This window comes from Azospirillum sp. NS33, from assembly GCF_059703765.1.
In genome coordinates this window covers 1-24,969 of sequence record NZ_BAAKJB010000029.1, presented here as the reverse complement: position 1 = coordinate 24,969, position 24,969 = coordinate 1, and the positions used below count along the sequence as shown (strand labels likewise).

Annotated in this window: 21 protein-coding genes; 11 read left to right on the top strand and 10 right to left on the bottom strand. The window is 74.2% G+C overall.

Annotation, left to right across the window (positions count from 1 at the left end):
- Positions 1-10: 10 nt before the first annotated feature.
- A complete protein-coding gene (locus AC6H2I_RS22445; protein ID WP_497502951.1) occupies positions 11-979 on the bottom strand; it encodes a LysR family transcriptional regulator in 969 nt (322 codons plus the stop codon).
- 150 nt (positions 980-1,129) lie between these two features.
- Between AC6H2I_RS22445 and chvE the strand changes: the two genes are divergently transcribed.
- The 7 genes from chvE (at position 1,130) to AC6H2I_RS22410 (ending at position 10,237) form a co-directional block, all read left to right on the top strand.
- Entirely contained in the window at positions 1,130-2,224 is a 1,095-nt protein-coding gene (gene chvE / locus AC6H2I_RS22440; RefSeq protein WP_497502950.1) for a multiple monosaccharide ABC transporter substrate-binding protein, read from the top strand.
- Between the two features lie 74 nt (positions 2,225-2,298).
- Positions 2,299-3,825, top strand: a complete 1,527-nt coding sequence (gene mmsA, locus AC6H2I_RS22435; protein WP_497502948.1) for a multiple monosaccharide ABC transporter ATP-binding protein — start codon at positions 2,299-2,301, stop codon at positions 3,823-3,825.
- Positions 3,826-3,829: 4 nt separating this feature from the next.
- A complete protein-coding gene (gene mmsB / locus AC6H2I_RS22430) occupies positions 3,830-5,047 on the top strand; it encodes a multiple monosaccharide ABC transporter permease (protein WP_497502947.1) in 1,218 nt (405 codons plus the stop codon).
- Between the two features lie 28 nt (positions 5,048-5,075).
- A complete protein-coding gene (gene araD1, locus AC6H2I_RS22425; protein WP_497502946.1) occupies positions 5,076-6,074 on the top strand; it encodes an AraD1 family protein in 999 nt (332 codons plus the stop codon).
- 26 nt (positions 6,075-6,100) lie between these two features.
- Entirely contained in the window at positions 6,101-7,534 is a 1,434-nt protein-coding gene (locus AC6H2I_RS22420) for an aldehyde dehydrogenase family protein (protein WP_497502945.1), read from the top strand.
- Between the two features lie 11 nt (positions 7,535-7,545).
- Positions 7,546-9,288: an IlvD/Edd family dehydratase gene (locus AC6H2I_RS22415; RefSeq protein ID WP_497502944.1), complete on the top strand. Its 1,743-nt coding sequence runs from the start codon at positions 7,546-7,548 to the stop codon at positions 9,286-9,288.
- 10 nt (positions 9,289-9,298) lie between these two features.
- Complete coding sequence (locus tag AC6H2I_RS22410) at positions 9,299-10,237, top strand: Gfo/Idh/MocA family protein (protein WP_497502943.1); 939 nt, start codon at positions 9,299-9,301, stop codon at positions 10,235-10,237.
- A gap of 9 nt (positions 10,238-10,246) precedes the next feature.
- Here AC6H2I_RS22410 and AC6H2I_RS22405 read toward each other — a convergent pair whose 3' ends face one another.
- Complete coding sequence (locus AC6H2I_RS22405) at positions 10,247-11,110, bottom strand: ParB/RepB/Spo0J family partition protein (protein WP_497502942.1); 864 nt, start codon at positions 11,108-11,110, stop codon at positions 10,247-10,249.
- The gene (locus tag AC6H2I_RS22400; protein WP_497502941.1) at positions 11,100-12,122 is read right to left on the bottom strand and encodes an AAA family ATPase; all 1,023 of its coding nucleotides are present in this window, start codon (positions 12,120-12,122) and stop codon (positions 11,100-11,102) included. The genes AC6H2I_RS22405 and AC6H2I_RS22400 overlap by 11 nt, the downstream gene beginning before the upstream one ends.
- A gap of 214 nt (positions 12,123-12,336) precedes the next feature.
- Between AC6H2I_RS22400 and AC6H2I_RS22395 the strand changes: the two genes are divergently transcribed.
- On the top strand, positions 12,337-12,525 hold the full coding sequence (locus AC6H2I_RS22395; RefSeq protein ID WP_497502940.1) for a DUF3008 family protein: 189 nt from the start codon (positions 12,337-12,339) through the stop codon (positions 12,523-12,525).
- Positions 12,526-12,553: 28 nt separating this feature from the next.
- Here AC6H2I_RS22395 and AC6H2I_RS22390 read toward each other — a convergent pair whose 3' ends face one another.
- Positions 12,554-13,357 (bottom strand): aminotransferase class IV, encoded by an 804-nt coding sequence (locus tag AC6H2I_RS22390; protein WP_497502939.1) that lies wholly within the window; start codon positions 13,355-13,357, stop codon positions 12,554-12,556.
- Between the two features lie 438 nt (positions 13,358-13,795).
- Here AC6H2I_RS22390 and AC6H2I_RS22385 point away from each other — a divergent pair, with 438 nt between their 5' ends.
- A complete protein-coding gene (locus AC6H2I_RS22385) occupies positions 13,796-14,515 on the top strand; it encodes a LuxR C-terminal-related transcriptional regulator (RefSeq protein WP_497502938.1) in 720 nt (239 codons plus the stop codon).
- Positions 14,516-14,620: 105 nt separating this feature from the next.
- Entirely contained in the window at positions 14,621-16,189 is a 1,569-nt protein-coding gene (locus tag AC6H2I_RS22380) for a PAS domain S-box protein (protein WP_497503028.1), read from the top strand.
- A gap of 18 nt (positions 16,190-16,207) precedes the next feature.
- Here the strand turns inward: AC6H2I_RS22380 and AC6H2I_RS22375 are convergent, their stop codons facing one another.
- Complete coding sequence (locus tag AC6H2I_RS22375) at positions 16,208-17,227, bottom strand: chemotaxis protein CheB (protein WP_497502937.1); 1,020 nt, start codon at positions 17,225-17,227, stop codon at positions 16,208-16,210.
- A 177-nt stretch (positions 17,228-17,404) separates the two neighbouring features.
- Between AC6H2I_RS22375 and AC6H2I_RS22370 the strand changes: the two genes are divergently transcribed.
- On the top strand, positions 17,405-19,354 hold the full coding sequence (locus AC6H2I_RS22370) for a hybrid sensor histidine kinase/response regulator (RefSeq protein ID WP_497502936.1): 1,950 nt from the start codon (positions 17,405-17,407) through the stop codon (positions 19,352-19,354).
- Positions 19,355-19,384: 30 nt separating this feature from the next.
- Here AC6H2I_RS22370 and AC6H2I_RS22365 read toward each other — a convergent pair whose 3' ends face one another.
- The 5 genes from AC6H2I_RS22365 to AC6H2I_RS22345 form a co-directional block, all read right to left on the bottom strand.
- Complete coding sequence (locus AC6H2I_RS22365) at positions 19,385-20,644, bottom strand: type II secretion system F family protein (RefSeq protein ID WP_497502935.1); 1,260 nt, start codon at positions 20,642-20,644, stop codon at positions 19,385-19,387.
- Entirely contained in the window at positions 20,641-22,317 is a 1,677-nt protein-coding gene (locus tag AC6H2I_RS22360; protein WP_497502934.1) for a GspE/PulE family protein, read from the bottom strand. Before AC6H2I_RS22360 ends, AC6H2I_RS22365 begins: the two co-directional genes overlap by 4 nt.
- The gene (locus AC6H2I_RS22355; RefSeq protein WP_497502933.1) at positions 22,314-23,105 is read right to left on the bottom strand and encodes a prepilin peptidase; all 792 of its coding nucleotides are present in this window, start codon (positions 23,103-23,105) and stop codon (positions 22,314-22,316) included. Before AC6H2I_RS22355 ends, AC6H2I_RS22360 begins: the two co-directional genes overlap by 4 nt.
- Positions 23,102-23,974: a hypothetical protein gene (locus AC6H2I_RS22350; protein WP_497502932.1), complete on the bottom strand. Its 873-nt coding sequence runs from the start codon at positions 23,972-23,974 to the stop codon at positions 23,102-23,104. The genes AC6H2I_RS22355 and AC6H2I_RS22350 overlap by 4 nt, the downstream gene beginning before the upstream one ends.
- Positions 23,971-24,969: type II secretion system protein GspD (locus AC6H2I_RS22345; protein ID WP_497502931.1), on the bottom strand; the 999-nt coding region annotated here is incomplete at its 5' end. The genes AC6H2I_RS22350 and AC6H2I_RS22345, both read right to left, overlap by 4 nt.

Here is a 24,969-nt window from a genome sequence, read left to right as displayed (position 1 = left end):
GGACGCCTCCTCACGCCCCCGCCGGCGCCGCCCGGGCGTCAAGCTGCCTTGACACAAGCTCGTGCAGCACCGCGGCCGCCGGGGTCAGCCGGCGGGCGGCGTCGAGCAGCAGGGCGTAGGGCTCGACCTCCAGCCGCTCGGCCAGGGCCAGCGCCTGCACCGGCCCGGCGGCGGCGGCGAAGGAGCCGAAGAAGGCGGCGACGGAGCGGGCCATCGGGGCGACCGCGTTGGTCTGGTTGACCATCACCAGGGTCAGCAGGATCGACGAGGTGTTCAGCACCTTGCGCGGCAGCGGCACGCCGCGGGCCACCAGCAGCGCCTCCAGGGTGGTGCGCAGCAAGGTGCCCTCCAGCGGCAGCACCCAGTCGTACTCCACCGTCTCCTCCAGGCCCAGGCTGGCGCGGCGCAGCAGCGGATGGCCGGTGCGCGCCACCAGGCTGACCGGCTCCGGCGCCAGCACCCGCTCGCGGAACAGCGACGGGCCGAGGTGGCGCGGCCGGCGCGCCAGGGCGAAGTCGAGGCTGCCGTCCAGCAGCTTTTCCACCAGCACGTCGCTGGTCGCCACCTCCATGTTGACGGCGATGCCGGGATGCGACAGCCGGGCGGCGCGGATCGCCGGCAGCATGTGCTCCACCGCCGGGCCGGTCACCGCGCCCACGTTGACCGTGCCGCCACGCCCGGCGGCGATCTCCGCCAGCTCGCGCTCGGCCTGGCCGATCTCGTCCATCACCCGGCGGACCCGCCGCGCGAAGGCCGCGCCGCACACCGTCAGCACGATGCCGCGGCTGGTGCGCTCGTAGAGCTTGACCCCGGCGATCCGCTCGGCCTCCGCCGCCAGCCGCGAGGCGGCGGGCTGCGACACCCCCAGGGCCGCGGCGGCGGCGCTCATCTGGCCGGTGTGGGCCAGCGCGGCGAGCAGGCGCAGATGGCCGATCTTGAGCCCGCGGCGCAGGAAAGGGCTGTCGGCAGCAGCGTCCATCCCGGCGTCCATTGTTCGCAGTTATAACGATCCTGGTATGTGATGTTCAGATCTACTGATTTGACAGTCATATGGCAAGGATCGATCCTGCGCCCGTCAGGAAAGAACCGGGCGCCGGCCCAACGGCGCCCCATCCCCAGGGAGGAGCCCGTGAAGATCGCCAAGACCGCCGTGGCCGCGCTGGCCATGGCCACCGCCGTGCTGTGCGCCGGCGCGCTGACCGCAACCCTGCCGTCGCAGGCCGCCGCCGCCGACCAGGGCTACGTCGGCATCGCCATGCCGACCAAGTCGTCGGCCCGCTGGATCTCCGACGGCGAGAGCATGGTCCGGTACTTCCAGGACGCCGGCTACACCACCGACCTGCAATACGCCGAGGACGACATCCCCAACCAGCTCGCCCAGATCGAGAACATGATCGTCAAGGGCGTGAACGTGCTGGTCATCGCCGCCATCGACGGCACCACCCTGTCCCAGGCGCTGCAGACCGCGGCCGACGGCGGCATCAAGGTGATCGCCTACGACCGGCTGATCCGCGGCAGCGGCAACGTCGACTATTACGCCACGTTCGACAATTTCCAGGTCGGCGTGCAGCAGGCGGAATCCCTTCTGGCGGGCCTGCGCGGCCGCGGCCCCGGCCCCTACAACATTGAGCTGTTCGGCGGCTCGCCCGACGACAACAACGCCTATTTCTTCTACGACGGCGCCATGTCGGTGCTGCAGCCGGCCATCGACAAGGGCGAGGTGGCGATCCCCTCGGGCCAGACGGGCATGGACCGGGTGGGCACCCTGCGCTGGGACGGCGCGGTCGCCCAGGCCCGCATGGACAACCTGCTGAGCGCCCATTACGGCGGCGACCGCCGCCTGCACGGCGTGCTCTCCCCCTACGACGGGCTGTCCATCGGCATCCTCTCCTCGGTCAAGGGGGTGGGCTACGGCTCGGGCGATCTCGCGATGCCCATCATCACCGGCCAGGACGCCGAGATCCCCTCGGTCAAGTCGATCCTGGCGGGGGAGCAGCACTCCACCGTCTTCAAGGACACCCGGGAGCTGGCCAAGGTGACCGTGTCCATGGTCGACGCCCTGCTCAAGGGTTCCGCGCCGCAGGTCAACGACACCAAGACCTACGACAACGGGGTCAAGGTGGTGCCGTCCTACCTGCTGAAGCCGGTTCCGGTGGACGCCTCGAACTGGGAGAAGGTGCTGGTCGGTTCCGGCTACTACACCCGGGACCAGATCCAGCCGTGAGGCGGAACGGCCCGGCCCCCTTTCCCGCCCCGGGACCGGGGGCCGGGAGGACAGCCATCGGCGGAGATCCGGCCATGCCTCCCCTGCTCGAGATGCGCGGCATCACCAAGACCTTCCCCGGCGTGACGGCGCTGTCGGACGTGTCGCTGCGGGTCGCCGCCGGCGAGATCCACGCCGTGGTCGGCGAGAACGGCGCCGGCAAGTCGACGCTGATGAAGATCCTCTCCGGTGTCTACCCCCACGGCAGCTACGACGGCGCCATCGTCTTCGACGGCGCCGAGCGCACCATCCGCTCGATCCGGGACTCCGAACGGCTCGGCATCATCATCATCCACCAGGAACTGGCGCTGATCCCCCTGCTGTCGATCGCCGAGAACATCTTCCTGGGCAACGAGCGGGCCACCGCCGGGGTCATCGACTGGCACGAGACCCACGCCCGCACCCGCGCCCTGCTGGGCCGGGTCGGGCTCGCGGAATCGCCGCGCACCCCGGCCGGGCGCCTCAGCATGGGCAAGCAGCAGCTGGTCGAGATCGCCAAGGCGCTGGCCAAGGAGGTCCGCCTGCTGATCCTCGACGAGCCGACGTCGAGCCTCAACGAGACCGACAGCGACGCGCTGCTGGAGCTGCTGCTGCACCTGAAGGCCCGCGGCATCGCCGCGATCCTCATCTCCCACAAGCTGAACGAGGTGGCCCGGGTCGCCGACCGCATCACCGTGCTGCGCGACGGCGCCTGCGTGCGCACCATGGACTGCGACGGCCGCACCGTCGCCGAGGCCGACATCGTGCGCGACATGGTGGGCCGGCCGCTGACCGACCGCTTCCCGCCCCGCGCCGCCGCCATCGGCGACCCGGTGCTGGAGGTCCGCGGCTGGACTGTGCGCCACCCGACCCAGGGCGACCGCCTGGTGGTCGACCACGCCGACCTGACGGTGCGCCGCGGCGAGGTGGTGGGCATCGCCGGCCTCATGGGGGCGGGCCGCACCGAGCTGGCCATGAGCCTGTTCGGGCGCAGCTACGGCCGCTACCTGGCTGGCGAGATGCGCATCGCCGGGCAGCCGGTGCGCGCCGCCAGCCCGCGCGCCGCCATCGACGCCGGGCTGTGCTACGTCACCGAGGACCGCAAGCACTACGGCCTGCTGCTGGACGAATCGATCCGCCGCAACATCCCGCTCTCCAACCTTCCCGGCATCGCCACCGGCCTGATCGTCGACGACCACAAGGAGCTGGCGGTGGCCAACGGCTTCCGCCGCCGCATGGCGATCAAGAGCCCGAGCGTCGAGCAGGTCACCGGCACCCTGTCGGGCGGCAACCAGCAGAAGGTGGTGCTGTCGCGCGCCCTGTTCGCCGACCCCAAGGTGCTGGTGCTGGACGAGCCGACCCGCGGCATCGACGTCGGCGCCAAGTACGAGATCTACAAGATCGTCAACGACCTCGCCGCCGCCGGCACCGGCATCCTGATGATCTCCTCGGAGATGCCGGAGCTGCTGGGCATGTGCGACCGCATCTACGTCATGAACGAGGGGCGCATCGTCGGCGCGCTGCCGGCGGCCGGGGCGACCCAGGAGACCATCATGCACATGATCCTCGCTCGGAACGGGTGACCCCATGGCCTCGCTCCAGGACAGCCGCCTGCCGGCGCGCTCCACCGCCGCGGCCTGCGTCGGCTTCATCCACGGCCATCTGCGCGAGTACAGCATCCTGATCGCGCTGCTGGTGATCATGGCGTTCTTCCAGGTGACCACCGACGGCATCCTGCTGAAGCCGATCAACCTCACCAACCTGGTGCTCCAGAACAGCTACATCGTCATCATGGCGCTGGGCATGCTGCTGGTGGTGGTGTCCGGCCACATCGACCTCTCCGTCGGCTCGGTGATGGGATTCATCGGCGCGCTGGCCGCGGTGCTGATGGTGCGGTTCGGCATCCCCTTCCTGCTGGCGGGCGCGCTCTGCCTCCTGGCGGGCTGTGCCATCGGCGCCGCCCAGGGCTACTGGGTCGCCTATTTCCGCATCCCCTCCTTCATCGTCACCCTGGCCGGCATGCTGGTCTTCAAGGGGCTGTCGCTGGCCCTGCTGCAGGGCCAGTCCGTCGGGCCCTTCCCCGAGGCGTTCCGGCTGCTGTCCTCGGGCTTCGTGCCCGACCTGCTGGGCGACGCCCTGCCGGGAATGGAGGGCTTCAACCTGTTCTGCCTGGTGGTCGGGGCGGCCCTGGCGGCGGCCATGGTGGTGATGGCCCTGCGCGGCCGGGCGCGCGACCGCCACCACGGCACCGCCGACGAGCCGCTGGCGGTCTTCGCCGCCAAGCACGGCCTGATCGCCGCCGCCATCGTCTATCTGGCCTGGCTGATGGCGGCCTACCGCGGCCTGCCCAACGTGCTGATCGTCATGGCCCTGCTGATCGCCGTCTACGGCTTCGCCACCGGGCGGACCACGGTGGGCCGGCGCATCTACGCCATCGGCGGCAACGAGAAGGCGGCCCGCCTGTCGGGCATCCCGACCGAGCGCCTGACCTTCCTCACCTTCGTCAACATGGGCTTCCTGGCCGCCCTCGCCGGGCTGGTCTTCGCCGCCCGCCTCAACACCGCGACCCCCAAGGCGGGGCTGGGCTTCGAGCTGGACGTGATCGCCGCGGTGTTCATCGGCGGCGCCTCCATGTCGGGCGGAGTCGGCACCATCATGGGGGCGGTGGTCGGCGCCTTCATCATGGGCGTCACCAACAACGGCATGTCCATCCTCGGCATCGGCATCGACTGGCAGCAGCTCATCAAGGGGCTGGTGCTGCTGGCCGCCGTCATTTTCGACGTCACCTCGAAGTCGCGCGCGTGAGGCCATCCCACTGGAAAGGACCTTTTCCATGTTCGTTTCGCAGATCCGCGGCGAGGACGGCCGCACCCGGGTGGTCGCGCGCGACGGCCACGAAGCCTATCTGGTGCGCGGCGCCGCCAGCGTGTACGCCCTGGCCCTCGACGCCGCCGGCGCCGGCGCCACGCTGGCCCAGCGGATCGCCGCGCTGGGCTTCGACGAGGCGGTCGACCTCGCCCGGGCCTACGAGGAGGAGCGGATGCTGCCACCGCTCACCCACCCCGACCCGGCGCATCTCCACCTCACCGGCACCGGCCTCACCCATCTCGGCTCCGCGGCGGCGCGCGACGCCATGCACCAGGCCACCGTCACCCCCGAGGCGGCGGTCTCCGACAGCATGCGGATGTTCCAGATGGGGCTGACCGGCGGCAAGCCGGCGGCCGGCCGGGTCGGGGTGCAGCCCGAATGGTTCTACAAGGGCAACGGCCACGCCGTCGCCGCTCCCGGGGCGCCGCTGCTCTCCCCGGGCTTCGCCGAGGACGGCGGGGAGGAGCCGGAGATCGCCGGGCTCTACGTGGTCGCCGGCGACGGCACCCCGGTGCGGGTCGGCTTCGCGCTGGCCAACGAGTTCTCCGACCACGTGATGGAGCGCGCCAACTACCTCTACCTCGCCCATTCCAAGCTCAGGCCCTGCGCCTACGGCCCGGAGATCCTGGTTGGTCCCCTGCCCCACGACATCCGCGGCGCCTCGCGGGTGCGGCGCGGCGGGGCGGTGCTGTGGGAGCGGCCGTTCCTGTCGGGCGAGGCCAACATGTCCCACACCATCGCCAATCTGGAGCATCACCATTTCAAGTACGCGCTGTTCCGCCAGCCGGGCGACGTCCACGTCCACATGTTCGGCACCGCCACCATCTCCTTCGCCGACGGGGTGCGGGCCGAGCCGGGCGACGTCTTCGAGATCGACGCGCCCGATTTCGGCCTGCCCCTGCGCAACCCGCTGGTCCAGGCCCCGCAGCCCGACGGCAGCGCCGTCGCCGTGCGGGTGCTGTGAACGCGCCTGAACAAGGAGAACCGCCCGTGGACCTGCACCGCAACCTGATCGACGGCGCCTGGGTCGGCGACGACGGCCGGCCCAACCGCAACCCGTCGGACACCGACGAGGTGGTCGGCCTCTACGCCCGCGCCAGCGCCGAGGACGCCCGCACCGCCGTGGCCGCGGCGCGCGCCGCCTTCCCCGCCTGGTCGCGCTCCGGCCCCCTGCAGCGCCACGGCGTCCTCCGGGCCGCCGCCGACGAGATCGCCCGGCGCCGCGACGAGCTGGGCCGGCTGCTGGCCCGCGAGGAGGGCAAGACCCTGGCCGAGGGGGTGGCCGAGGCGGGGCGCGCCGCGCAGATCTTCGACTTCTTCGCCGGCGAGGCGCTGCGCCTGACGGGCGATCTGGTGCCCTCCGTGCGCCCCGGGGTGAGCGTGGAGGTGACCCGCGAGCCGGTCGGCGTGGTCGCCGCCATCACCCCGTGGAACTTCCCCATCGCCATTCCCGCCTGGAAGCTGGCGCCGGCGCTGTGCCACGGCAACACCGTGGTGCTGAAGCCGGCGGAGCTGGTGCCCGGCTGCGCCTGGGAACTGGCCGACATCCTGCACCGCGCCGGGCTGCCGGCGGGCGTGCTCAACCTGGTCATGGGGTCGGGCCGCGAGGTCGGCGAGGCGCTGCTGGAGGACCCGGCGGTGGACGCCGTGACCTTCACCGGCTCGGTCGCCACCGGGCGGCGGGTGGCGGCGGCGTGCGCCCGCCACATGCGCCGCATGCAGCTGGAGATGGGCGGCAAGAATCCGCTGGTGGTGCTGGACGACGCCGACCTCGCCACCGCCGTGGAGTGCGCGGTCAACGGCGCCTTCTTCTCCACCGGCCAGCGCTGCACCGCGTCCTCGCGCCTCATCGTCGCCCGCGGCATCCACGACGCCTTCGTCGACGCGCTGACCAGGCGCCTCGACGGGCTGGTGGTCGACCACGCGCTCAAGGACGGCACCCACATCGGCCCGGTGGTCGACGAGATCCAGCTCGAGCAGGACCTCGGCTACATCGAGCTGGGCCGGCAGGAGGGTGCGGTCCTCGCCTTCGGCGGGGCCCGGCTGCAACGCTCCACCCCCGGCCACTACCTGCAGCCGGCCCTCTTCACCGGCTGCGCCAACACCATGCGCGTCTGCCGCGAGGAGATCTTCGGCCCGGTCGCCACGGTGATCGCGGTGGCCGGCTACGACGAGGCGCTTGCCGTCGCCAACGACACGCCGTTCGGCCTGTCCGCCGGCATCTGCACCACCAGCCTCAAGCACGCCAGCCATTTCCGGCGCAACGCCGAGGCCGGCATGGTGATGGTCAACCTGCCGACCGCCGGCGTCGACTTCCACGTCCCCTTCGGCGGCCGCAAGGGATCCAGCTACGGCCCGCGCGAGCAGGGCCGCCACGCCGCCGAGTTCTTCACGATCGTGAAGACCGGCTACGTCGCCGCGTGAAGGGGAGCGTCATGGGGTTCGAGAAGGCGCCGTGGCCGCGCCGGCTCCGCTCGGCGGAGTGGTTCGGCGGCACCAGCCGGGACAACATCTATCACCGCTCCTGGATGAAGAACCAGGGCCTGCCCGCCGACGTGTTCGACGGCCGGCCGGTGATCGGCATCTGCAACACCTGGTCGGAGCTGACGCCCTGCAACGCCCATCTGCGCGACCTGGCGGAGCGGGTCAAGCGCGGCGTCTGGGAGGCCGGCGGCCTGCCGCTGGAGTTCCCGGTGTTCTCCACCGGCGAGAGCTCGCTGCGGCCGACCGCCATGATGTTCCGCAACCTCTGCGCCATGGACGTGGAGGAGGCGCTGCGCGGCAACCCGGTCGACGGCGTGGTCCTGATGGCGGGCTGCGACAAGACCACCCCGGCCCTGCTGATGGGGGCGTGCAGCGTCGATCTGCCGGCCGTCCTGCTGAGCGGCGGCCCCATGCTGAACGGCAAGTGGCGGGGCACCGATGTCGGCTCCGGCACCGCCTTGTGGCGGATGAGCGAGGCGGTGAAGTCCGGCGAGCTCACCACCGACGACTTCCTGGAGGCGGAGCAGGCGATGTCCCGCTCGGCCGGCAGCTGCAACACCATGGGCACGGCCTCCAGCATGGCCGCCATGGCCGAGGCGCTGGGCATGGCCCTGTCGGGCAACGCGGCGTTCCCCGCCGTCGACAGCCGGCGCCGGGCGCTGGCCCAGCTCACCGGGCGGCGCATCGTCGCCATGGTCAAGGACGACCTGAAGCCGTCGGACGTGCTGACCCCCGCCGCCTTCGCCAACGCCATCCGCACCAACGGCGCCGTCGGCGGCTCCACCAACGCGGTGATCCACCTCCTGGCGGTTGCCGGACGGGTCGGCGTGCCGCTGACCCTGGACGACTGGGACCGGCTGGGCCGCGGCGTGCCGACCATCGTCGACCTCCAGCCCTCCGGGCGCTTCCTGATGGAGGAGTTCTGCTACGCCGGCGGCCTGCCGGTGGTCCTCAAGGCCCTGGTCGACGCCGGGCTGGTCGACGGCGGCGCGCTGACCGTGTCGGGCCGCACCCTGGGCGAGGAGGTGGCCGGCGCGCGCAACGCGAACCCCGAGGTCATCCGCCCGCTGGACCGGCCGCTGACGGCGGAAGGCGGCATCGCCGTGCTGCGCGGCAACCTCGCCCCGGCCGGCGCCGTGCTCAAGCCGTCGGCCGCCACGCCGGCGCTGATGCGCCACCGCGGCCGCGCCGTGGTGTTCGAGGACATCGACCACTACAAGGCGCGCATCGCCGACCCCGCCCTCGACGTCGACGCCGACTGCGTGCTGGTGCTGAAGAACTGCGGCCCCAGGGGCTATCCCGGCATGGCCGAGGTCGGCAACATGGGGCTGCCGCCCAAGGTGCTGAAGACCGGGGTCACCGACATGGTGCGCATCTCCGACGCCCGCATGTCGGGCACCGCCTACGGCACCGTGGTGCTGCACACCGCGCCCGAGGCCGCCGTGGGCGGGCCGCTGGCGGTGGTGCGCGACGGCGACGTGATCGCCCTGGACGTGGCGGCCCGGCGCCTCCACCTCGAGGTCCCCGACGCCGAGCTGACGGCCCGGCTGGCGGCGTGGCGGCCGCCGCCCGAGCCGCCCGGCGGCGGCTACGCCAGCCTGTTCCGCGCCCATGTGGAGGGCGCCGACCGCGGCGCCGACCTCGACTTCCTCAAGGGCTGCCGCGGCCGCGCGGTCGGCCGCGATTCCCACTGACGGAGACGCCATGCCGCCCGCCCCCCACCGCATCGTCCTCGTCGGGGTCGGCAAGATCGCCCGCGACCAGCACCGCCCGGCGATCGACGCCGACCCCGCCTTCACGCTGGCCGCCACCGTCAGCCGCCACGCCAGCCTGGAGGGCGTGCCGGCCCACACCGACCTGGGCGCCCTGCTGCGCGACCGCCCCGACATCGGCGCCGTGGCCCTGTGCACGCCGCCCCAGGTGCGCCACTCGCTGGCCGCCCAGGCGATCGCGGCCGGCCGCCACGTCATGCTGGAGAAGCCGCCCGGCGCCACCCTGTCGGAGGTGGCCGACCTCGCGGACCAGGCCGCTGCGGCGAGCGTCACCCTGTTCGCCACCTGGCATTCCCGGTTCGCCGCCGCGGTTCCCCAGGCCGCGGCGTGGCTGGCCGGGCGCACCGTGCGCCGGATCGCCGTGACCTGGAAGGAGGACGTGCGGCGCTGGCATCCCGGCCAGGCGTGGATCTGGCAGGCCGGCGGGCTCGGCGTCTTCGACCCGGGCATCAACGCCCTGTCGATCCTCACCGCGATCGCCCCGTTCCCGCTCCACCTCGCGGACGCCGAGCTGGAGGTGCCGGCCGATTGCGAGACGCCGATCGCCGCGCGGCTGCGCTTCACCGCCGGCCCGGACCGGGAGGTCACGGCCGACTTCGACTGGCGCCAGGAGGGGCCGCAGACCTGGGACATCGCGGTCGAGACCGACACCGGCACCCTCCTCCTGTCGGAGGGCGGCCGCCGCCTCGTCGCCGACGGCGCGGTGCTGGTGGACGCCCCCGACCGCGAATACCCCGGCCTCTACGCCCGCTTCGCCGAGCTGCTGGCGAGCGGGCGCAGCGACGTCGACGTGGCGCCTCTGCGCCTCGTCGCCGACGCCTTCCTGATCGGCCGCCGCCGCACCGTCGCCGCGTTCCACGGCGGGGGCTGAGCGCCCCGCTTACGCCAGCAGCCGGTCCAGCAGCGCGTGCAGGCGGCGCAATTCCTGCCATTGGGCGTCGCTGAGCGTGTGGCCCTGGCGGCGCAGGTCGCCGGCATCGACCGCGGCGAACTCGCGGGCCAGCCGCTGCGCCGCGGCCACCAGCCGCTGCACCGGCTCGGCCGGAGACGCCGCCGCGGGCGCCGCCCCATCCGCCCGCTTGGCGGCGCGCAGCGCCTTGACCGTCAGCCCGTCCTTGGCGGCCTCCCACAGGCGGCGTTGCAGGGCCGGGTCGTCGACCGCCGCGATCTCCGTCAGCACGCTCTTGGGCACGCGGCGGTCGCCCGCCTCGTACTCCGCCAGCACCGCCTCGGGCAGGCGCAGGATGGAGACGGTGCGGCTGACGTCGCCCTGGCTGCGGCCGATCGCCGTGCCCAGCGCCTCGTGGGTGTAGCCGTGGCGCTCGATCAGGCGGGCCAGGGCGCGGGCCAGCTCCAGGGCGTCGAGGTCGACGCGCTGGATGTTTTCGATCAGCGCCAGCTCGTCGGGGTCGCCGTCGGTGAGGATGGCGAAGATGGTGGGCCGGCCGATCAGGGCGCAGGCGCGCAGCCGCCGCTCCCCCGCCACCAGCCGGTAGCGGCCCTCCCCCGCCTCCTGCACCAGCACCGGCTGCTTCAGCCCGTGGCGCTCGATGGAGCGGGCCAGCTCCGCCAGCGCCGCCTCGTCGAAGCGGCGGCGCGGCTGGTCGGGGTTGCGCTCGATGCGCTCCAGGTCGATCTCCAGCAGGCGCGGGAAATCGGCGGACAGGCCGAACAGGGCGTCGCCGCCGCGCTGCGCCGCCTTGTCGAAGATCGTCGTGCTGGTGCGGACAAGCTTACGCGACATGGGCGGCACTCCCCGTCCCGACGGGTGCCAGGCAGGCGTCCAGCTCGCCCGCCAGGTCGGCGTAGGCGCGCACGGCGGCCGCCCCGGGGTCGGCCTCGATGGCCGGCCGGCCGGCGCCCGAGGCCTGGGCGAACAGGGTGGCGCGCGGCACCGGCGCCAGCACCCGGGTGCGCCCGGCGTAATGGGCCTGGATCTCCTTCAGGCTGGCCTGGTCCTGGGTCAGGCGGGCCGAGTACATGGTGGGCAGCACCCCGAACACCTCCAGCGCGGGGTTGGAGCGGCGGCGGATCTTGGCGATGGTCTCCAGCAGCAGCGGCACGCCCAGCCCCGCGAACACCTCGGTCTGCACCGGGATCAGCACCAGGTCCGACGCCGCCAGCGCGTTGATGGTGAGCAGGCCGAGGTTGGGCGGGCAGTCGATGATCACCACGTCGTAGCGCCCGCGCACCTCCGCCAGCTGCTCCTTCAGCACCAGCGAGCTGTCGGGCTCGGCCACCAGCTCGGTCTCCGCCGCGGCCAGGCCGATCGACGACGGCGCCAGGGTGAAAGCGCCGCCGCACACCGGCACGAGGATGCTGTCGAGGGGCTGACCGCCGCGGATCGAGGCGTAAAGGCCGCGCCGGCGCGTCTCGATCTCGCCCGGGTCGAGGCCGAGATGGACGGTGGCGTTGCCCTGGGGATCGCAGTCCACCAGCAGCACCGAGCGGCCCAGGGTGGTCAGGGCGTAGGCGAGATTGACCGCGGTGGTGGTCTTGCCGACGCCGCCCTTCTGGTTGGCCACCGCCAGCACGACGCGGCGGCGCGGCGGCGCGGCGGCCGCCGGCGCGACCGCCGGCACACCGGGCCACAGCAGTGCGGCCACCTGCTGCGGGATGCGTTCGGCCCCGCTCTCCCACCGGCTGATGCGCGAGCGGTCGTAGCGCCGGCCGAGCTGGCCGTTCAGCCAGGCCGCGAACCCCTGCTGGTCGTCGCCGCGCCGTTCGCGCATGGCGCGCAGGTCCTCCCCGGTCATCCTTCCCCCCGCGGTTCCCTTCGGTCGGCGGCGATGCTGGATCGCTTGACGCAACCTGTCAAGACGCGGGTCGCCACTTGCGTCAATCGGCCGGCCCCGGCCCTGTAATGGCGGCCGGCCCGGCCATGCGACGTCGCATGGCCGGGCCGCGCGCGATCTTTTCCAGGGTGAGGGGGTTGAGTCCCACCAGCTTCCACCGGTCACGGAGGGCACGATGGTGAAGGCGCGTTCCAAGAAGCAGCAGATGGCGGCGGGCGCCGCCCTCTCGGCCAAGCGCGGCGAGCAGCCGAAGGCCAGCCTGCGCGGCGCCGCCAAGGGCATGGCCGAGTCCATGAGCGAGAAGGAGCTGAGCGAGATGGCCCACACCAAGCGCAAGGACCTGCCAAGAAAGAAGGAGGATTGACGGCCCGCCCGCCGGCGCGCTCCCGTCTCTAGCGATCGGCCGCGATCAGCCGGGCCGTCACCGGGCCGGCGCCGCCGCCGCCCACCGGCCGGCCGTCGACCGCGACCAGCGGTCGCACCCCCAGGCTGTTGGTCAGGAACGCCTCCGACGCGGCCGCCAGGTCGTCCAGGGTCAGCGCCCGTTCCTCGACCCCGCCCCCCTCCAGCACCAGGGCCCGCCGCACCCCGGGCAGCGCCCCCTCGCCCACCGGCGGCGTGGCCACCCGGCCCCCGACCACCACGAACAGGTTCGCCACGGAGGATTCGGCGAGCCGGCCGGCGGTGTTGAGCAGCAGCGCCTCGTCGGCGCCGCGCTCCGCCGCCTCGCGCCGGGCCAGGACGGAATCGAGATAGCTGAGGGTCTTCAGGCGCGACAGCGGCGAGTGCTCGTTGCGCCGGGTCACGGTGGCGACCACCGCCCGCGCCGCGCCGGCCGGCGCCGCCGCCGGGGCGGCGGTCAGCAGAACCGTGGGCACGGACCCGGCCGTCGGCAGCACGCCGCGCGCACCGGGGCCCCGGCTCACCGTCAGCCGCAGCGCGCCATCGTCCAGCCCATGGACCCCCACCAGGCGGGCCATGGCGTCGCCGAGCACCACCGCGTCGAACGGCAGGGCGATGCCGAGCACGGTGGCGCCGGCGGCCAGCCGCGCCAGGTGCCGGTCGCGGTGGCGGACCCGCCCGCCGGTCACCCGCAGGGTTTCGAACAGACCGTCGCCCAGGGTGAAGCCACGGTCCGCCGGGTCGATCCGCGCCGCCTCGGCGGCGGTCAGCCGTCCGTTCAACCACACCGTCATGATCCCATCCCCCCGGGCGGAGGGTAGCAACCGCGCGGTGGCACGGGAAGAGGCGGCGGGTCTGGCCACCAATGGCGTACCACCGATGCCCGAAAGCGCGGCGGGGGACATGGCTTGCATTGGCGCCGCCACTGCGCGACATGCCCGAAGGAGCAACATCCGTATGCCGTCGGTGTGGGAGTGTGGGTGTGCCCGCCACGTGCCAGGATGCCCTTGGAACAATAAACATCGGCCGGGGGACATGGCCCACCGTGTCGAGCGGCATCGCAGCGGACGGGTCGCCGTGGTCGGCCAACCGCGCTCCCCTTTCGGCAGTGACAGGATGGGCAATGCCACAGCGGGTCTTGAAACTGTTGGAATAGCCAGTGCGTTGATGGCCGGAAACGCGGCAGGCGACAGCATCCGCGGACGGGCCACGGCGAGGAAAGGGAGGTCGGCATGCATGACACGCATCGATTCCGCATCGGGACCAACCGCGTCGAGACGGCCTGCGGCCGCGACGGCGGCGACGCCGTCGGCGAGCGCTTCCTGGTGGTCGACGACCATGGCCTGGTCCGGCACGGGCTGGCCCTGGCCCTGAAGGCGCGCAACGCCGACTGCACCGTGCTGGAGGCGGGGTCGTTGGCCCAGGCGCGGCGGCTGGCCGGCGGCCCCCCGCTGTCGGCGGTGCTCTACGACCTCCAGTTGGGGGACGCCAGCGGCGTGACCGGGCTCAAGGGCATGCTGCAGGCGGCCGGTGCGGCGCCGGTGATCGTCGTCTCCGGCTCGCTGGACAGCCGCATCGTCGGCGACTGCCTGCGCGCCGGGGCCCGCGGCGTGCTGCCCAAGAGTTGCAACGCCGATGTGCTCGACCATGCGCTGCCGCTGGTGCTCGGCGGCGGCGTCTACGCCCCCATGGTGGTGATGGCCTCCCTCCCCGCCGCGGCGCCGGAGCGCGCCGGCGCCCCCGACCGGCTGTCCGAGTTGACGGAGCGCCAGCGCACCGTGCTCGCCCTGCTGATGGACGGCCGTTCCAACAAGGAGATCGCCCGCGAGATGGGGGTCCTGGAAGGAACCGTGAAGGTCCACCTGCGCGCCATCATGCAGAAGCTGCGGGTGCGCAACCGCACCCAGCTGGCGCTGGTGGCCGCGCGCGCCGGCGACATCCTGCACGCCTAGGCCTGCACGCCCAGGCCTGCACGCCCAGGCCGCACACGCCGGCCGCCACGGGGCCGACCGGGCAGGACCCGGCGCCGTCCCCTCTATGCTGCGGGCGTCCTCCTCCTGCCCGACAGGCGACGATGCCCAGCACGGAGCCGCAACCTGCTGATCTACCTGGAAGGCGAGACGCAGAACATGGTGCTTCCGCGGCTCCACTACGCCCTGGTCAACGACGGCTTCATGTTCCTCGGCAAGGCCGAAACGCAGCTCGCCCGCTCCAAGCTGTTCGAGGCGGTCGACCTGAAGAGCCGCCTGTTCCGCAAGGTGCCGCAGGAATGGCGGCGCAGCAAGGGCGGCAGCCTGGCCCTGGCGCCGGACAGCGCGGCCGGCCGCGCCGACCGCCAGACCCGCCTTCTGGAGAGCATCGTCGACGGTGCCGCGGCCGCCTACGTCGCCATCGCCGTCGACGGCAACCTGATGTTCGCCAACGCCACGGCGCGCCGCATGCTCGACGTCGGCGAGGCCGACATCGGCCGCCCCTTCCAGGATCTGGTGGTCTCCTACCGCCCGGCGGAGCTGCGCAGCCGGCTGGACGAGGTGCAGAAGACCGGCCGGATGGTGCGGCTGGAGCATCAGGAGTTCCTGCGCCCGCCGGCCGACCCGATCCGGGTGACCATCGAGGCGGCGCCGCTCTATGGCCGCGATGGCAAGCTGTTCGCCATCCTCTTCACCTTCACCGACACCACCCGCGTCTACGCCCTGCAGCAGGACCTGGAGGCCGCCCAGGAGAGCCTGGAAACCACCAACGAGGAGCTCCAGTCCACCAACGAGGAACTGGAGACCATGAACGAGGAGCTGCGCTCCGCCAACGAGGAGATGGAGGTCGCCAACGAGGAGCTGCGGCGCCATGGCGAGGAGTCCGGGGAGTACCGGCGCTACGCGGAGTCTGTGCTGCGCAGCATGGACGTCGGCATCATCGTGCTCGACCGCGCGCTCAAGGTGCGGTCCTGGAACCGCTGGAGCGAGAACCAGTGGGGGTTGCGCGGCGAGGAGGTGACCGGTGAGCCGCTGCTCGATCTCGACATCGGCCTGCCCGTCCTCAAGCTGCAGGCCGCGCTGGAGTCCACCCTGGGGGCCGACCCGCGGCCGCGGCAGATCCACCTGGACGCCATCGACCGCCGCGGCCGGCGCATCGAATGCCGCGTCCAGCTCACCCCCCTTGTCTACGACACGCGCGAGGCGCGCGGCGTCGTGCTGATCGTGGAGGACATCACCGAGCAGCGCCGCGTCGAAACCTTTGCGGAGTACCTCGGCCGCATCATCGGCCAGTCCCTCAACGAACTCTACATCCTCGACCCGGCGACGCTGCGTTTCCAGGTCGTCAACAGCGGCGCCGAGGCGAAGCTGGGCTACACCATGGAGCAGCTCCGCCAGTTCGCCCTGTACGAGCTGATGCCCGAGGTGTCGGCGGCGGCCTTCCAGTCCCTGGTGGCGCCGCTGGTCAGCGGCGAGAAGGCGGAGGTGGTCTTCGAGACATGGATGGAGGCGCGCAACGGGGTGCCCCATCCGGTGGAGGTCTGCCTGCAGCTGCTGGCGGACGAACAGCCGCCGGTCCTCGTCGCCATCGTCCATGACACCACCGAGCGCACCCGGCTCGGCGGCCAGCCGGCGGTGGCCGACGAACAGGCGTAGCGCGCAGCCGCCGCCCCCTCAATCGCCGTCGCCGCGCACCGCCTCGGCCTCCAGCGGTGACGCCCCCTCCAGCACATGGCGCAGCAGCGCCACCGTGGCCCGCGCCTCACGGCCGTGCTCGTCCCACGTGGCGGCGACCCGGACGTGGCCGCCGACGCGCGCGTGCTCGGCCAGGCGGTCGAACAGGTTGACCCGGTCCTCGTGGGTGCGCAGGGCCACCCACATGGCGCGCTCCACCTCCTCGTGCTGGGCGGCGCGCAGCGCCTCCGGGCTGAAGGCGTGGCCGACCTGACAGCGGAACCGCAGGATCGGGCCGTCGTCGATCTCCGACAGCCCGCCGCCGCATTCGGGGCAGCTCAGCGTGGTCGCCCGGCCGAGCTTCTGCGTGTCCTGGCTCATGGTGGTGAACTCCTTCTCGGAGATGGCGACCTCCCGCAGGATGTCGGCCGGGACCGGGGTCGCCGGCCCCGGCGGCAGCCGGATCAGCCGGGCCAGGAGCGGCGCCAGCGCGGGCAGCGCGGCGCAATGGTCGACGGCGACGCTCGCCAGGGCGCTGCGCGGCATGCCCGGCCACTCCGCGTCGTCCGGGTCCTGGACCACGGCGCAGCCACCGCACCGCTTCACCGCGCGGAGGCCCGCGGTGCCGTCGTCCAGCAGGCCGGTGAGCACCACCCCCACCACCCGCGGCCCGAAGGCGGCCGCGGCGGAGCGGAACAGCGGGTCGAGCGCCGGCCGCGTCCGGTTCTCCTTCGGGCCGCGGCGCACCAGCACGCGGTCGCCCCTGACCAGCAGATGGTGGTCCGGCGGGGCGACATGGACGTGGTTGACGCGGATCGCCTCCCCGTCCTCGGGGTGGAAGGCCGGCAGCCAGCCCACCCGGGTCAGCAGTTGCGGCAGCACGCTGCGCGCCTCCGGCGCCACGTGTTGCACCACGAAGACGGTGGCCGCGCTGTCCGCCGGCATCGCCGCGAACAGGGTGCGCAACGCGGTGACGCCGCCCGCCGACGCCCCGATGACGATGATGTCGTGACCGCTCATGGTGGCCTCAACAGCCGGGCGTGCGCGCCGTCCCGCGCCCAGCCGCGCTGGTTGTATCACCTAAGGAGGAATGCGGCACAAAACGCCGCCGTGCGATGTTGTCCCAAGAGCGCCACTCGAAGGTGGCATCGCCCGAGCGGGCGTGGCGACCGCCCAACCCGCACTCCAGGGGGCACAGTGAACCGCATCGACGATCCGGTCAACGAAGCCGAGGCCCTGCGTCGGCGCCTCGAGCAATTGGACGGCGACCTCGAACAGGCCCTCGTCGCCGCCGAGGACGCCCGCGAGGAAGCCTGCCGGCTGGCCGAGGAGCGCGACCGCCTGCTCGATTCCCTGGCCGCCCGCGACCGCGGGATGGCGATCCTGCGCCGCCAGCTCGCCGACGCCGCGGCGGGGTGGCGGACCGCTGCCGCGCCCTCCGCGCGGCGCCGCGGCCGAAGCGAAGGCAAAGGCGATGCCGATGGCATCGGCCCCATGGAGGAGGAGCTGCAGGCGACCATCGAGGAGCTTCGCGTGCTCGCCGAGGAGCTGGAGCAGGCGAACGCGGAACTCGAGCATCGGGTGGACGAGCGCACCGCCGAGCTGAGCACGGCCAACGCCGCGCTGCGGGACAGCGACGAGCGGCTGCGCCTGGCGCAGCGCTGCGCCGGCGCGGGGACCTGGGAATGGCACGTCGACAGCGGCGACGTGGTGTGGTCGGCGGAATGCCTGGAGCTTCTGGGGATCGACGCCGACCCCCGCGTCCCGGCGGCCCAGCGCTGGCTGGCGGTCCTCCACCCCGACGACCGCACCATCACCGAGGAGGCGGCGGCGGCCGTGCAGGCGGCGGCGACCGACGAGCTCCGGATGGAGTTCCGGGTGCGCCACCCCCGCACCGGGCTGCGCTGGATCGCCGCCATCGGCCGCGTGGTCGAGCGCGTCGACGGGCGGCCCCGGCGCATCGTCGGCCTGTCCCTCGACGTCACCGCCACCAAGGCGCTGGAGGACAAGCTGCGCGAGGCCAAGGACGAGGCGGAGCGCGCCAACGACGCCAAGACGCGCTTCCTCGCCGCCGCCAGCCACGACCTGCGCCAGCCGATCCAGGCCGCCGCCCTCTACGCTGAGGTGCTGCGCCGCCACGTCGACGGCTCGCCGGCCCAGGAGGTGCTCGACCTTCTCGGCGCCTCCATCGAGGGGCTGAACCGCATGCTCAGCGGGCTGCTCGACCTGTCGCGCCTGGAAGCCGGGGTCATCGAGCCGGCCGTCGTCGACTTCGTCCCCGACACGCTGATGACCCGGCTCGCCACCGAGTTCCAGGCCGAGGCGGAGGTGGCGGGCATCGCGCTGCGGTGCATTCCCGGCACGGACGCGGTGGCCACCGACCCGCACCTGCTGGAGCGCGTGCTGCGCAACCTCGTGTCCAACGCCCTCAAGCACGGCGCGCGCGACGAGGGCGGGCAGGTGACCCTGAGCTGCCGGCGCACCGGGGAACGGGTGGCGTTCGAGGTGTGGGACAACGGCCCGGGCATCGCCGCCGAAGACCGCGAGCGGATCTTCGAGGAGTTTCGCCAGCTCGACAATCCGGAGCGCAACCCGGTGCGCGGCTTCGGCCTCGGCCTGGCGATCGTGGCCCGCATCGCCCGCCTCATCGGCGCCACGGTGGAGGTGCGCTCCGAACTCGGCCGCGGATCGGTCTTCGCCGTGTCTGTGCCCGCGTCCGACGCCGGCACGGTGCGGGCGATCGACCACGACGGCCCCTCGGCCGAGGACATGGCCGGCCTGAGCGGCCGGACGGTGCTGCTGGTCGAGGACGACCAGGCGGTCCGCCACGCGGTGACCCTGCTGCTGGAGGACTGGGGGATCGCGGTGATCGCGGCGGCCGACGCCGACGAACTCGGCACGGTGCTGGAGGCGCAGACGGCCGCCCCGGACCTGCTGATCGCCGACTACCGCCTGCCCGCCGGGGTCACCGCGCGCACCGTCGTCGACGCGGTGCGGCGGCGCTGGGCCATCCCCGCCGTCATCGTCACCGGCGACACCGCGCCGGAGCGCCTGCGCGAGGCAACGTCGATCGGTTGCCAGCTCCTGCACAAGCCGGTGGAGGCCGCCGAGCTGGCCGGCGCCCTGTGCGACGCCCTGAGGGGGTGAGGCCGTCCCGGCCCCCGCGGCGCGCCCGCCCTACAGCGCCACGTCGTTGACGGCCAGGACGGCGGACAGCAGGGCCACCACCACGCCGGCCACGACGCCGCCGAGCACCAGGGTGACGGCCGGCGTGATCAGCGCCACCAGGCGGTCCATGGTGCGGCCGGTCTCCTCCTCCAGCAGATCGGCGGCGCGCAGCAGCATGGCCGGCAGCCGCCCGGTCTCCTCGCCGACCCGGATCAGCGCGCCCGCCAGCCGCGGCCAGCCCGGCGTCGCCAGCAGCCGCTCGCCCAGCCGGCCACCGCCGCGCAGGTGCTCCGACGCCCCGGCCAGCGCCGCGGCGAGGTGGCGGTTGGCCACCGCGGTGGCGGCCAGATCCATGGCCGGCAGCAGGGCCACCCCGTTGCCCAACAGGGTGCCCAGGGTGCGGGCGAAGCGCGCCGCGTCGATGCGGGCGATCAGACCGCCCACCAGCGGCACCCGCAGCGCCCAACCGTCCAGCGCCGCGGCCGCGGCCGGAACGCGGCGGGCGCGCGCCAGCCCCAGCAGGGCAACGGCCATCGCCAGCAGCCCGGGCAGCGCACCGGCCTCCACCACGGCGGAGACGTCCAGCAGCAGCCGGGTCGCCGGTGGCAGGGCGCGGCCGCTGTCGGCGAACAGCGGCTCGAACGCCGGCACCACCACGGTCAGCAGCAGCACCACCGAGCCGATCGCGGCGGCCGCCAGGATCAGCGGGTAGATCAGGGCGGAGCGCACCCGCTCGCGCACCGCATGGGCGCGCTCCAGCGCCCGCGCGAGGTTGCCGAGCACGGCGGCCAGCGCGCCGCCGGTCTCGCCCGCCCGCACCAGGGCGATCTGGTCCGCCGGGAAGGCGCCGCTGTCCGCCAGCGCCGCCGACAGCGGGCGGCCGGCGCGCAGCTGGTCCAACACCGCCGCCACCAGCGCCCGCTCCCGCCGGTCGGCGCTCAGCTCCGCGATCAGCGCCAGCGCGTCCTCCAGCGCCAGCTCGGCCTGGAGCAGCGTCGCCAGCTCGCGCACCAGGGCGAGGTGGCGGGCCGGCCGCAGCGGGCGGCGGGCGGCGGTCGGGCGCCACAGCGCAATGGCGGGCGCCACGGCCGGCGCGGCGGCGCCCGCCACGGCGGCCTCCACGGCGGCCTCCACGGCGATCGGCACCAGCCCCTGCTCCTGCAGCCAGCGCACCACCGCCGCACGCCCCGGCGCCAGCCGCTCGCCGTCGCGCACCTCGCCGTCGCGGGTCGCCGCGGTGTAGCGGAACAGGGTGTCGCCGCCGGTCACCCCGCGTCCTCGGTCACCCGCCACACCTCCTCGGGCGTGGTGACCCCGGCGGCGGCTTTGCGCACCCCGTCGGCGAACAGGGTGCGCATGCCGCCGGCCACGGCGAGGCGGTGCAGCTCCACCGCGTCGGCCCGGGCCAGAACGGCGCGGCGCAGCGGCTCGTCCAGCTCCAGCACCTCGTAGATGCCGGTGCGCCCGGCGTAGCCGCTGTGGCCGCAGGCCGGGCAGCCGCGCGGCCGCCACAGGGCGGACCCCGGCGCCAGGCCGAGGCGGGTGGCCAGCTCCGGTGCCGCGACGTAGCGCTCGCGGCACTCGCCGCACAGCACCCGCACCAGGCGCTGGGCGACCACCGCGGCCAGGGCCGACACGATCAGGTAGTCGGCCAGCCCGATGTCGAGCAGCCGGCTGAGGCTGGCCGCGGCGCCGTTGGTGTGCAGGGTGGAAAGCACGAGGTGGCCGGTCAGCGCCGCCTGGGTGGCGACCTGGGCGGTCTCCAGGTCGCGGATCTCGCCGACCATCATGACGTCGGGGTCGTGGCGCAGGAAGGACCGCAGGGCGCCGGCGAAGCCCAGCCCGATCTCCGGCTTCACCTGGATCTGGTTGATGCCCTCGACCTGGTATTCGACCGGGTCCTCGACGGTCAGGATCTTGCGCTGCGGCGTGTTGAGGCGGGCCAGGGCGGCGTAGAGGGTGGTGGTCTTGCCGGACCCGGTGGGGCCGGTCACCAGGACGATGCCGTTGGGCCGGTCGAGCTGGCGCAGGAAGCGGTCCAGCGGCGCGCCGGCGTCGAAACCCAGGGAGGCGAAGTCGAGGCGCACCGCGCTCCAGTCGAGGATGCGCAGCACCACGCTCTCGCCGTGCTGGGTCGGCACGGTGGCGACACGGAAGTCGATCTCCTTGCCGCGCACCACCAGCTTGAGGCGCCCGTCCTGGGGCAGCCGGCGCTCGGCGATGTCGAGGCGGGCCATGATCTTGAGGCGCGAGACAATGGCGGCGGCGAGACGGCGCGGCGGCGCCTCCTGCTCCTGCAGCACGCCGTCGACGCGGTAGCGCACGGCCAGCCGCGTCTCGAACGGCTCGATGTGGATGTCGGACGCCCGCTGGTCGACGGCGCGCGCGATCATCTGGTTGACCAGGCGCACCACCGGCGCCTCCGACGCGATGTCGCGCAGCCGCTCCACGTCGTCCGGCGCCTCGCCGTCGGCCACCGCCGCGTCGACCACCGCACGCCCGTCGGCGGCCCGGAACAGCCGCTGCAAGGCGGCCTCCAAATCGGCCGGCACCGCGACCACCGGGCGCACCGGCAGGCCCGTCGCCATCTCCACCGCGGCCCGCACGAAGCCGTCCAGCGGATCCACCATGGCCAGGCGCAACGCCCCGTCCGCGGCCTCCAGCGCCACCACCTGGTGCTCGCGCAGGAAGCGCGGCGACAGGCGGTCGTCGGCGACGGCCGCGTCGGGATAGTCCTCGGGGCCAGCCACCGCCAGGCCGAGGAGCGCCGCCAGGACCTCCGCCATCGCCCGCTCCGGCACCAGGCCGAGACGGGTCAGCACGCGGTCCAGCCGCTCGCCCGTCTCCGCCTCGAGCCGGCGCGCCCGGGCCAGCGATTCCGCGTCGACCAGGCCGCGCCCGCGCAGGGCCGCGGCCAGCGCGCCGGGATCGAACGGCGTCACCACGGCGCTCCCCCCGGCGCCGCCCCGACCAGCGGCGGCCCGTGCAGCCACACCACCCAGATGGCCAGCGCCAGCGCCGGCCCGAACGGCAGCCGCGCGTCGGCGCGGCGGTGGCCGAGCGCCAGCGCCGCCGCAAGCCCGGCCAGGGCGGCCAGCAGGACCACCCCGGGCAGGCCCGGCCAGCCGACCCAGGCGCCGCCGGCGCCGAGCAGCGCGGCGTCGCCCCACCCCAGGCCATCGCGCCCGCGCCAGCGCCGGTAACCGAGGATCACCGCGGCGAAGGCCGCCCAGCCTGCGGCGGCGCCGACCAGGGCGTCGACCGGGACGCCGCCGGCGATCCAGGCGTTGACCGCGATCCCGGCGAGGCCCAGCGGCAGGGTCAGCCGGTCGGGCAGCCATTCGGTCCAGGCGTCGACCGCGGCCAGCGCCAGCAGCGTCCAGCCCAGGCCCAGGGTCGGCCACAGCGCCGGCGGCGGCACCACCGCCACCGCCCACAGCGCCACCGCCAGGGCCGCCGCCTCCACCCCCGCCAGGGCCGCCGGGATCGCCGCGCCGCAGCCCGCGCAGCGGCCGCGCAGGGCCAGCCAGGACAGCAGCGGCACCAGTTCCAGCGGGCCCAGGGTGCGCCCGCAGGCGCGGCAGCGCGAGCGCCCCACGGCCACCGGCTCGCCCCGCGGCAGCCGGTCGGCCACCAGGCCCACGAAACTGCCGACGAAGGGCGCGGCCAGCACCGCGAACAGCGTCGCGGCGGCCGGCAGCCCGGCGAGGCCCGGCTCGCCGGCGGTCACGCCCCGTCCTCCCAGGCGTGCAGCCACACTGGATCGGCCAGCATGCCGGTGAGGCGGACCGTGGCCCGCCGGGTCGCCGCCGGCCCCTCCGGCAGGGCGGCGCGCGCCGCCACCTCCAGCGCGTCGCCGACCGAGGCCGCGAGCAGCCCCGCCGGCAGGCCGCCGGTGCCCACCGGGGCGTCGCGGCCCAGCGGCCGCCGTGCCACCAGCGCCTCCACCGCCGCCGGGTCGGCCCCCGGCAGGGCCGACAGCAGCGCCGCCGGGGCGACCCGCGGGTCCACCCCGGGACGCCGGGACTGGAGCGTGGCGAAGGGCAGCGCCGCCGCCCACAGCGCGGCGTCCACGCCCAGGACGCCGCGCAGCTCGCCCAGGGTCTCGAAACGGCGGTTGGCCGGCCCGGCCCGGCCGGCGGCGGCGTAGGCCCCGGCCTCGGCGCCGGCCGGGCCGGGCGCGTCGTCGCCGTCGCGCCAGTCCACCACCGCATCGGCCAGCCGCGCCGCCCGCGCGTCCTCCGCCCCGGCGGCGCGGAACAGGGCGGCGAGCAGCGGCGCCGGCGCGGCGTTGAGGTCGACGAGCCCGCCGGCCTCGGTCACCGACACCTGCACGGCGACCCCGTCGACGACGACCGGGAACGGGACGCCGTCGCGGCGCAGCGCGGCCCCCGGGGCGGCCAGGGCGGCCAGGGCGTAGCGCACGCCGCCGTCGGCCAGCGCCTGGGCGGCGTCGCGCGCCGCGGTGTTGGCCGCGAGCCGCGCCTCGCTACGGGCGGTGGCGCCCAGGGCCACCGCCAGCAGGCCCAGCAGGGCCACCCCCCACAGCACCGCCAGCAGGGCGAAGCCGCGTCGCCGCGCCGCCGCCGCGCCCGTCACGGCAGCACCGCCGGGCGCAGGAAGGGCCGGTCGGCGAGGCGGCGGCGCAGCTCCTGGGTCACCGCCCGGGCGTCGCCGGTGGAGCGCACCACCCGCGGGGTGATCATCACCAGCAGCTCGCTGCGCTCGACGGTGTCGTCGCGGGTGCCGAACAGGGCGCCCAGCACCGGCAGCTCCGACAGCACCGGCACGCCGCTGTTGCCGCGCCCGCGGTTCTGGCGGATGAGCCCGCCCAGCGCCACCGTCTCGGCGCTCGCCACGGCGACCGAGCTCTCGACCCGGCGGCGCTGGAAGGTGGGGGAGTCGATGTTGGAGCTGGTGGTCCGCACCACATCGCTCACCTCCTGCCAGACGTCCATCAGCACGACGCCGCTGGCGGTGATGCGCGGGGTCACGGCGAGGATGATGCCGGTGTCCTTGAGCTGGACCTGGTTGATGATGGGGGCGTCGGCGTCGGTCACGCTCTGCGCCTGCTGGGTGACGATGGGCACCTGCTCGCCCACCTGCAGGCGCGCGGTCTGGTTGTCGAGCACCATCAGCGTCGGCGTCGACAGCACGTTGACGTCGGTGATCTGCTTCAGCGCGTCGACCACGACGTTGGCGTTGCCGCCGGCGAACAGGTAGGAGAAGCCCGGCGCCGCCGGCGCCACGGCGCCGCTGGCCAGGGTGGAGAAGCGCACCGCGTGGTTGCCGCTCTCGATGAAGTACTGGACGCCGAAGCGCAGCGCGTCGTTGAGGCGGACCTCGGCGATGGTCGCCTCGATCTGCACCTGGGCCGGCACCACGTCGAGCTTGCGCAGGCTCTGCTCGATCTGCGCGTAGACCGCGGGGCGGGCCAGGATCAGCAGGGCGTTCGACGCGGTGTCGGCGACGATGCGCACGCCACTGGACGCCCGGCCGCGCGGCTGGGGCCCGGTGGCGAGGCGGGCGTCGGCCGCCGCCCCGGCCATGGCGTCGGGCCGCGCCGCCGCCCCGGCGGCGGGTGCGTCGCCGCC

Coding starts and splice junctions, on each gene's coding strand:
- AC6H2I_RS22390 (WP_497502939.1), bottom strand. CDS start 13,357: ATGACGGTGTGGTTGAACGGACGGCTGACCGCCGCCGAGGCGGCGCGG.
- araD1 (WP_497502946.1), top strand. CDS start 5,076: ATGTTCGTTTCGCAGATCCGCGGCGAGGACGGCCGCACCCGGGTGGTC.
- AC6H2I_RS22395 (WP_497502940.1), top strand. CDS start 12,337: ATGGTGAAGGCGCGTTCCAAGAAGCAGCAGATGGCGGCGGGCGCCGCC.
- AC6H2I_RS22445 (WP_497502951.1), bottom strand. CDS start 979: ATGGACGCTGCTGCCGACAGCCCTTTCCTGCGCCGCGGGCTCAAGATC.
- AC6H2I_RS22410 (WP_497502943.1), top strand. CDS start 9,299: ATGCCGCCCGCCCCCCACCGCATCGTCCTCGTCGGGGTCGGCAAGATC.
- AC6H2I_RS22400 (WP_497502941.1), bottom strand. CDS start 12,122: ATGACCGGGGAGGACCTGCGCGCCATGCGCGAACGGCGCGGCGACGAC.
- AC6H2I_RS22375 (WP_497502937.1), bottom strand. CDS start 17,227: ATGAGCGGTCACGACATCATCGTCATCGGGGCGTCGGCGGGCGGCGTC.
- AC6H2I_RS22415 (WP_497502944.1), top strand. CDS start 7,546: ATGGGGTTCGAGAAGGCGCCGTGGCCGCGCCGGCTCCGCTCGGCGGAG.
- AC6H2I_RS22405 (WP_497502942.1), bottom strand. CDS start 11,110: ATGTCGCGTAAGCTTGTCCGCACCAGCACGACGATCTTCGACAAGGCG.
- mmsB (WP_497502947.1), top strand. CDS start 3,830: ATGGCCTCGCTCCAGGACAGCCGCCTGCCGGCGCGCTCCACCGCCGCG.
- mmsA (WP_497502948.1), top strand. CDS start 2,299: ATGCCTCCCCTGCTCGAGATGCGCGGCATCACCAAGACCTTCCCCGGC.
- AC6H2I_RS22385 (WP_497502938.1), top strand. CDS start 13,796: ATGCATGACACGCATCGATTCCGCATCGGGACCAACCGCGTCGAGACG.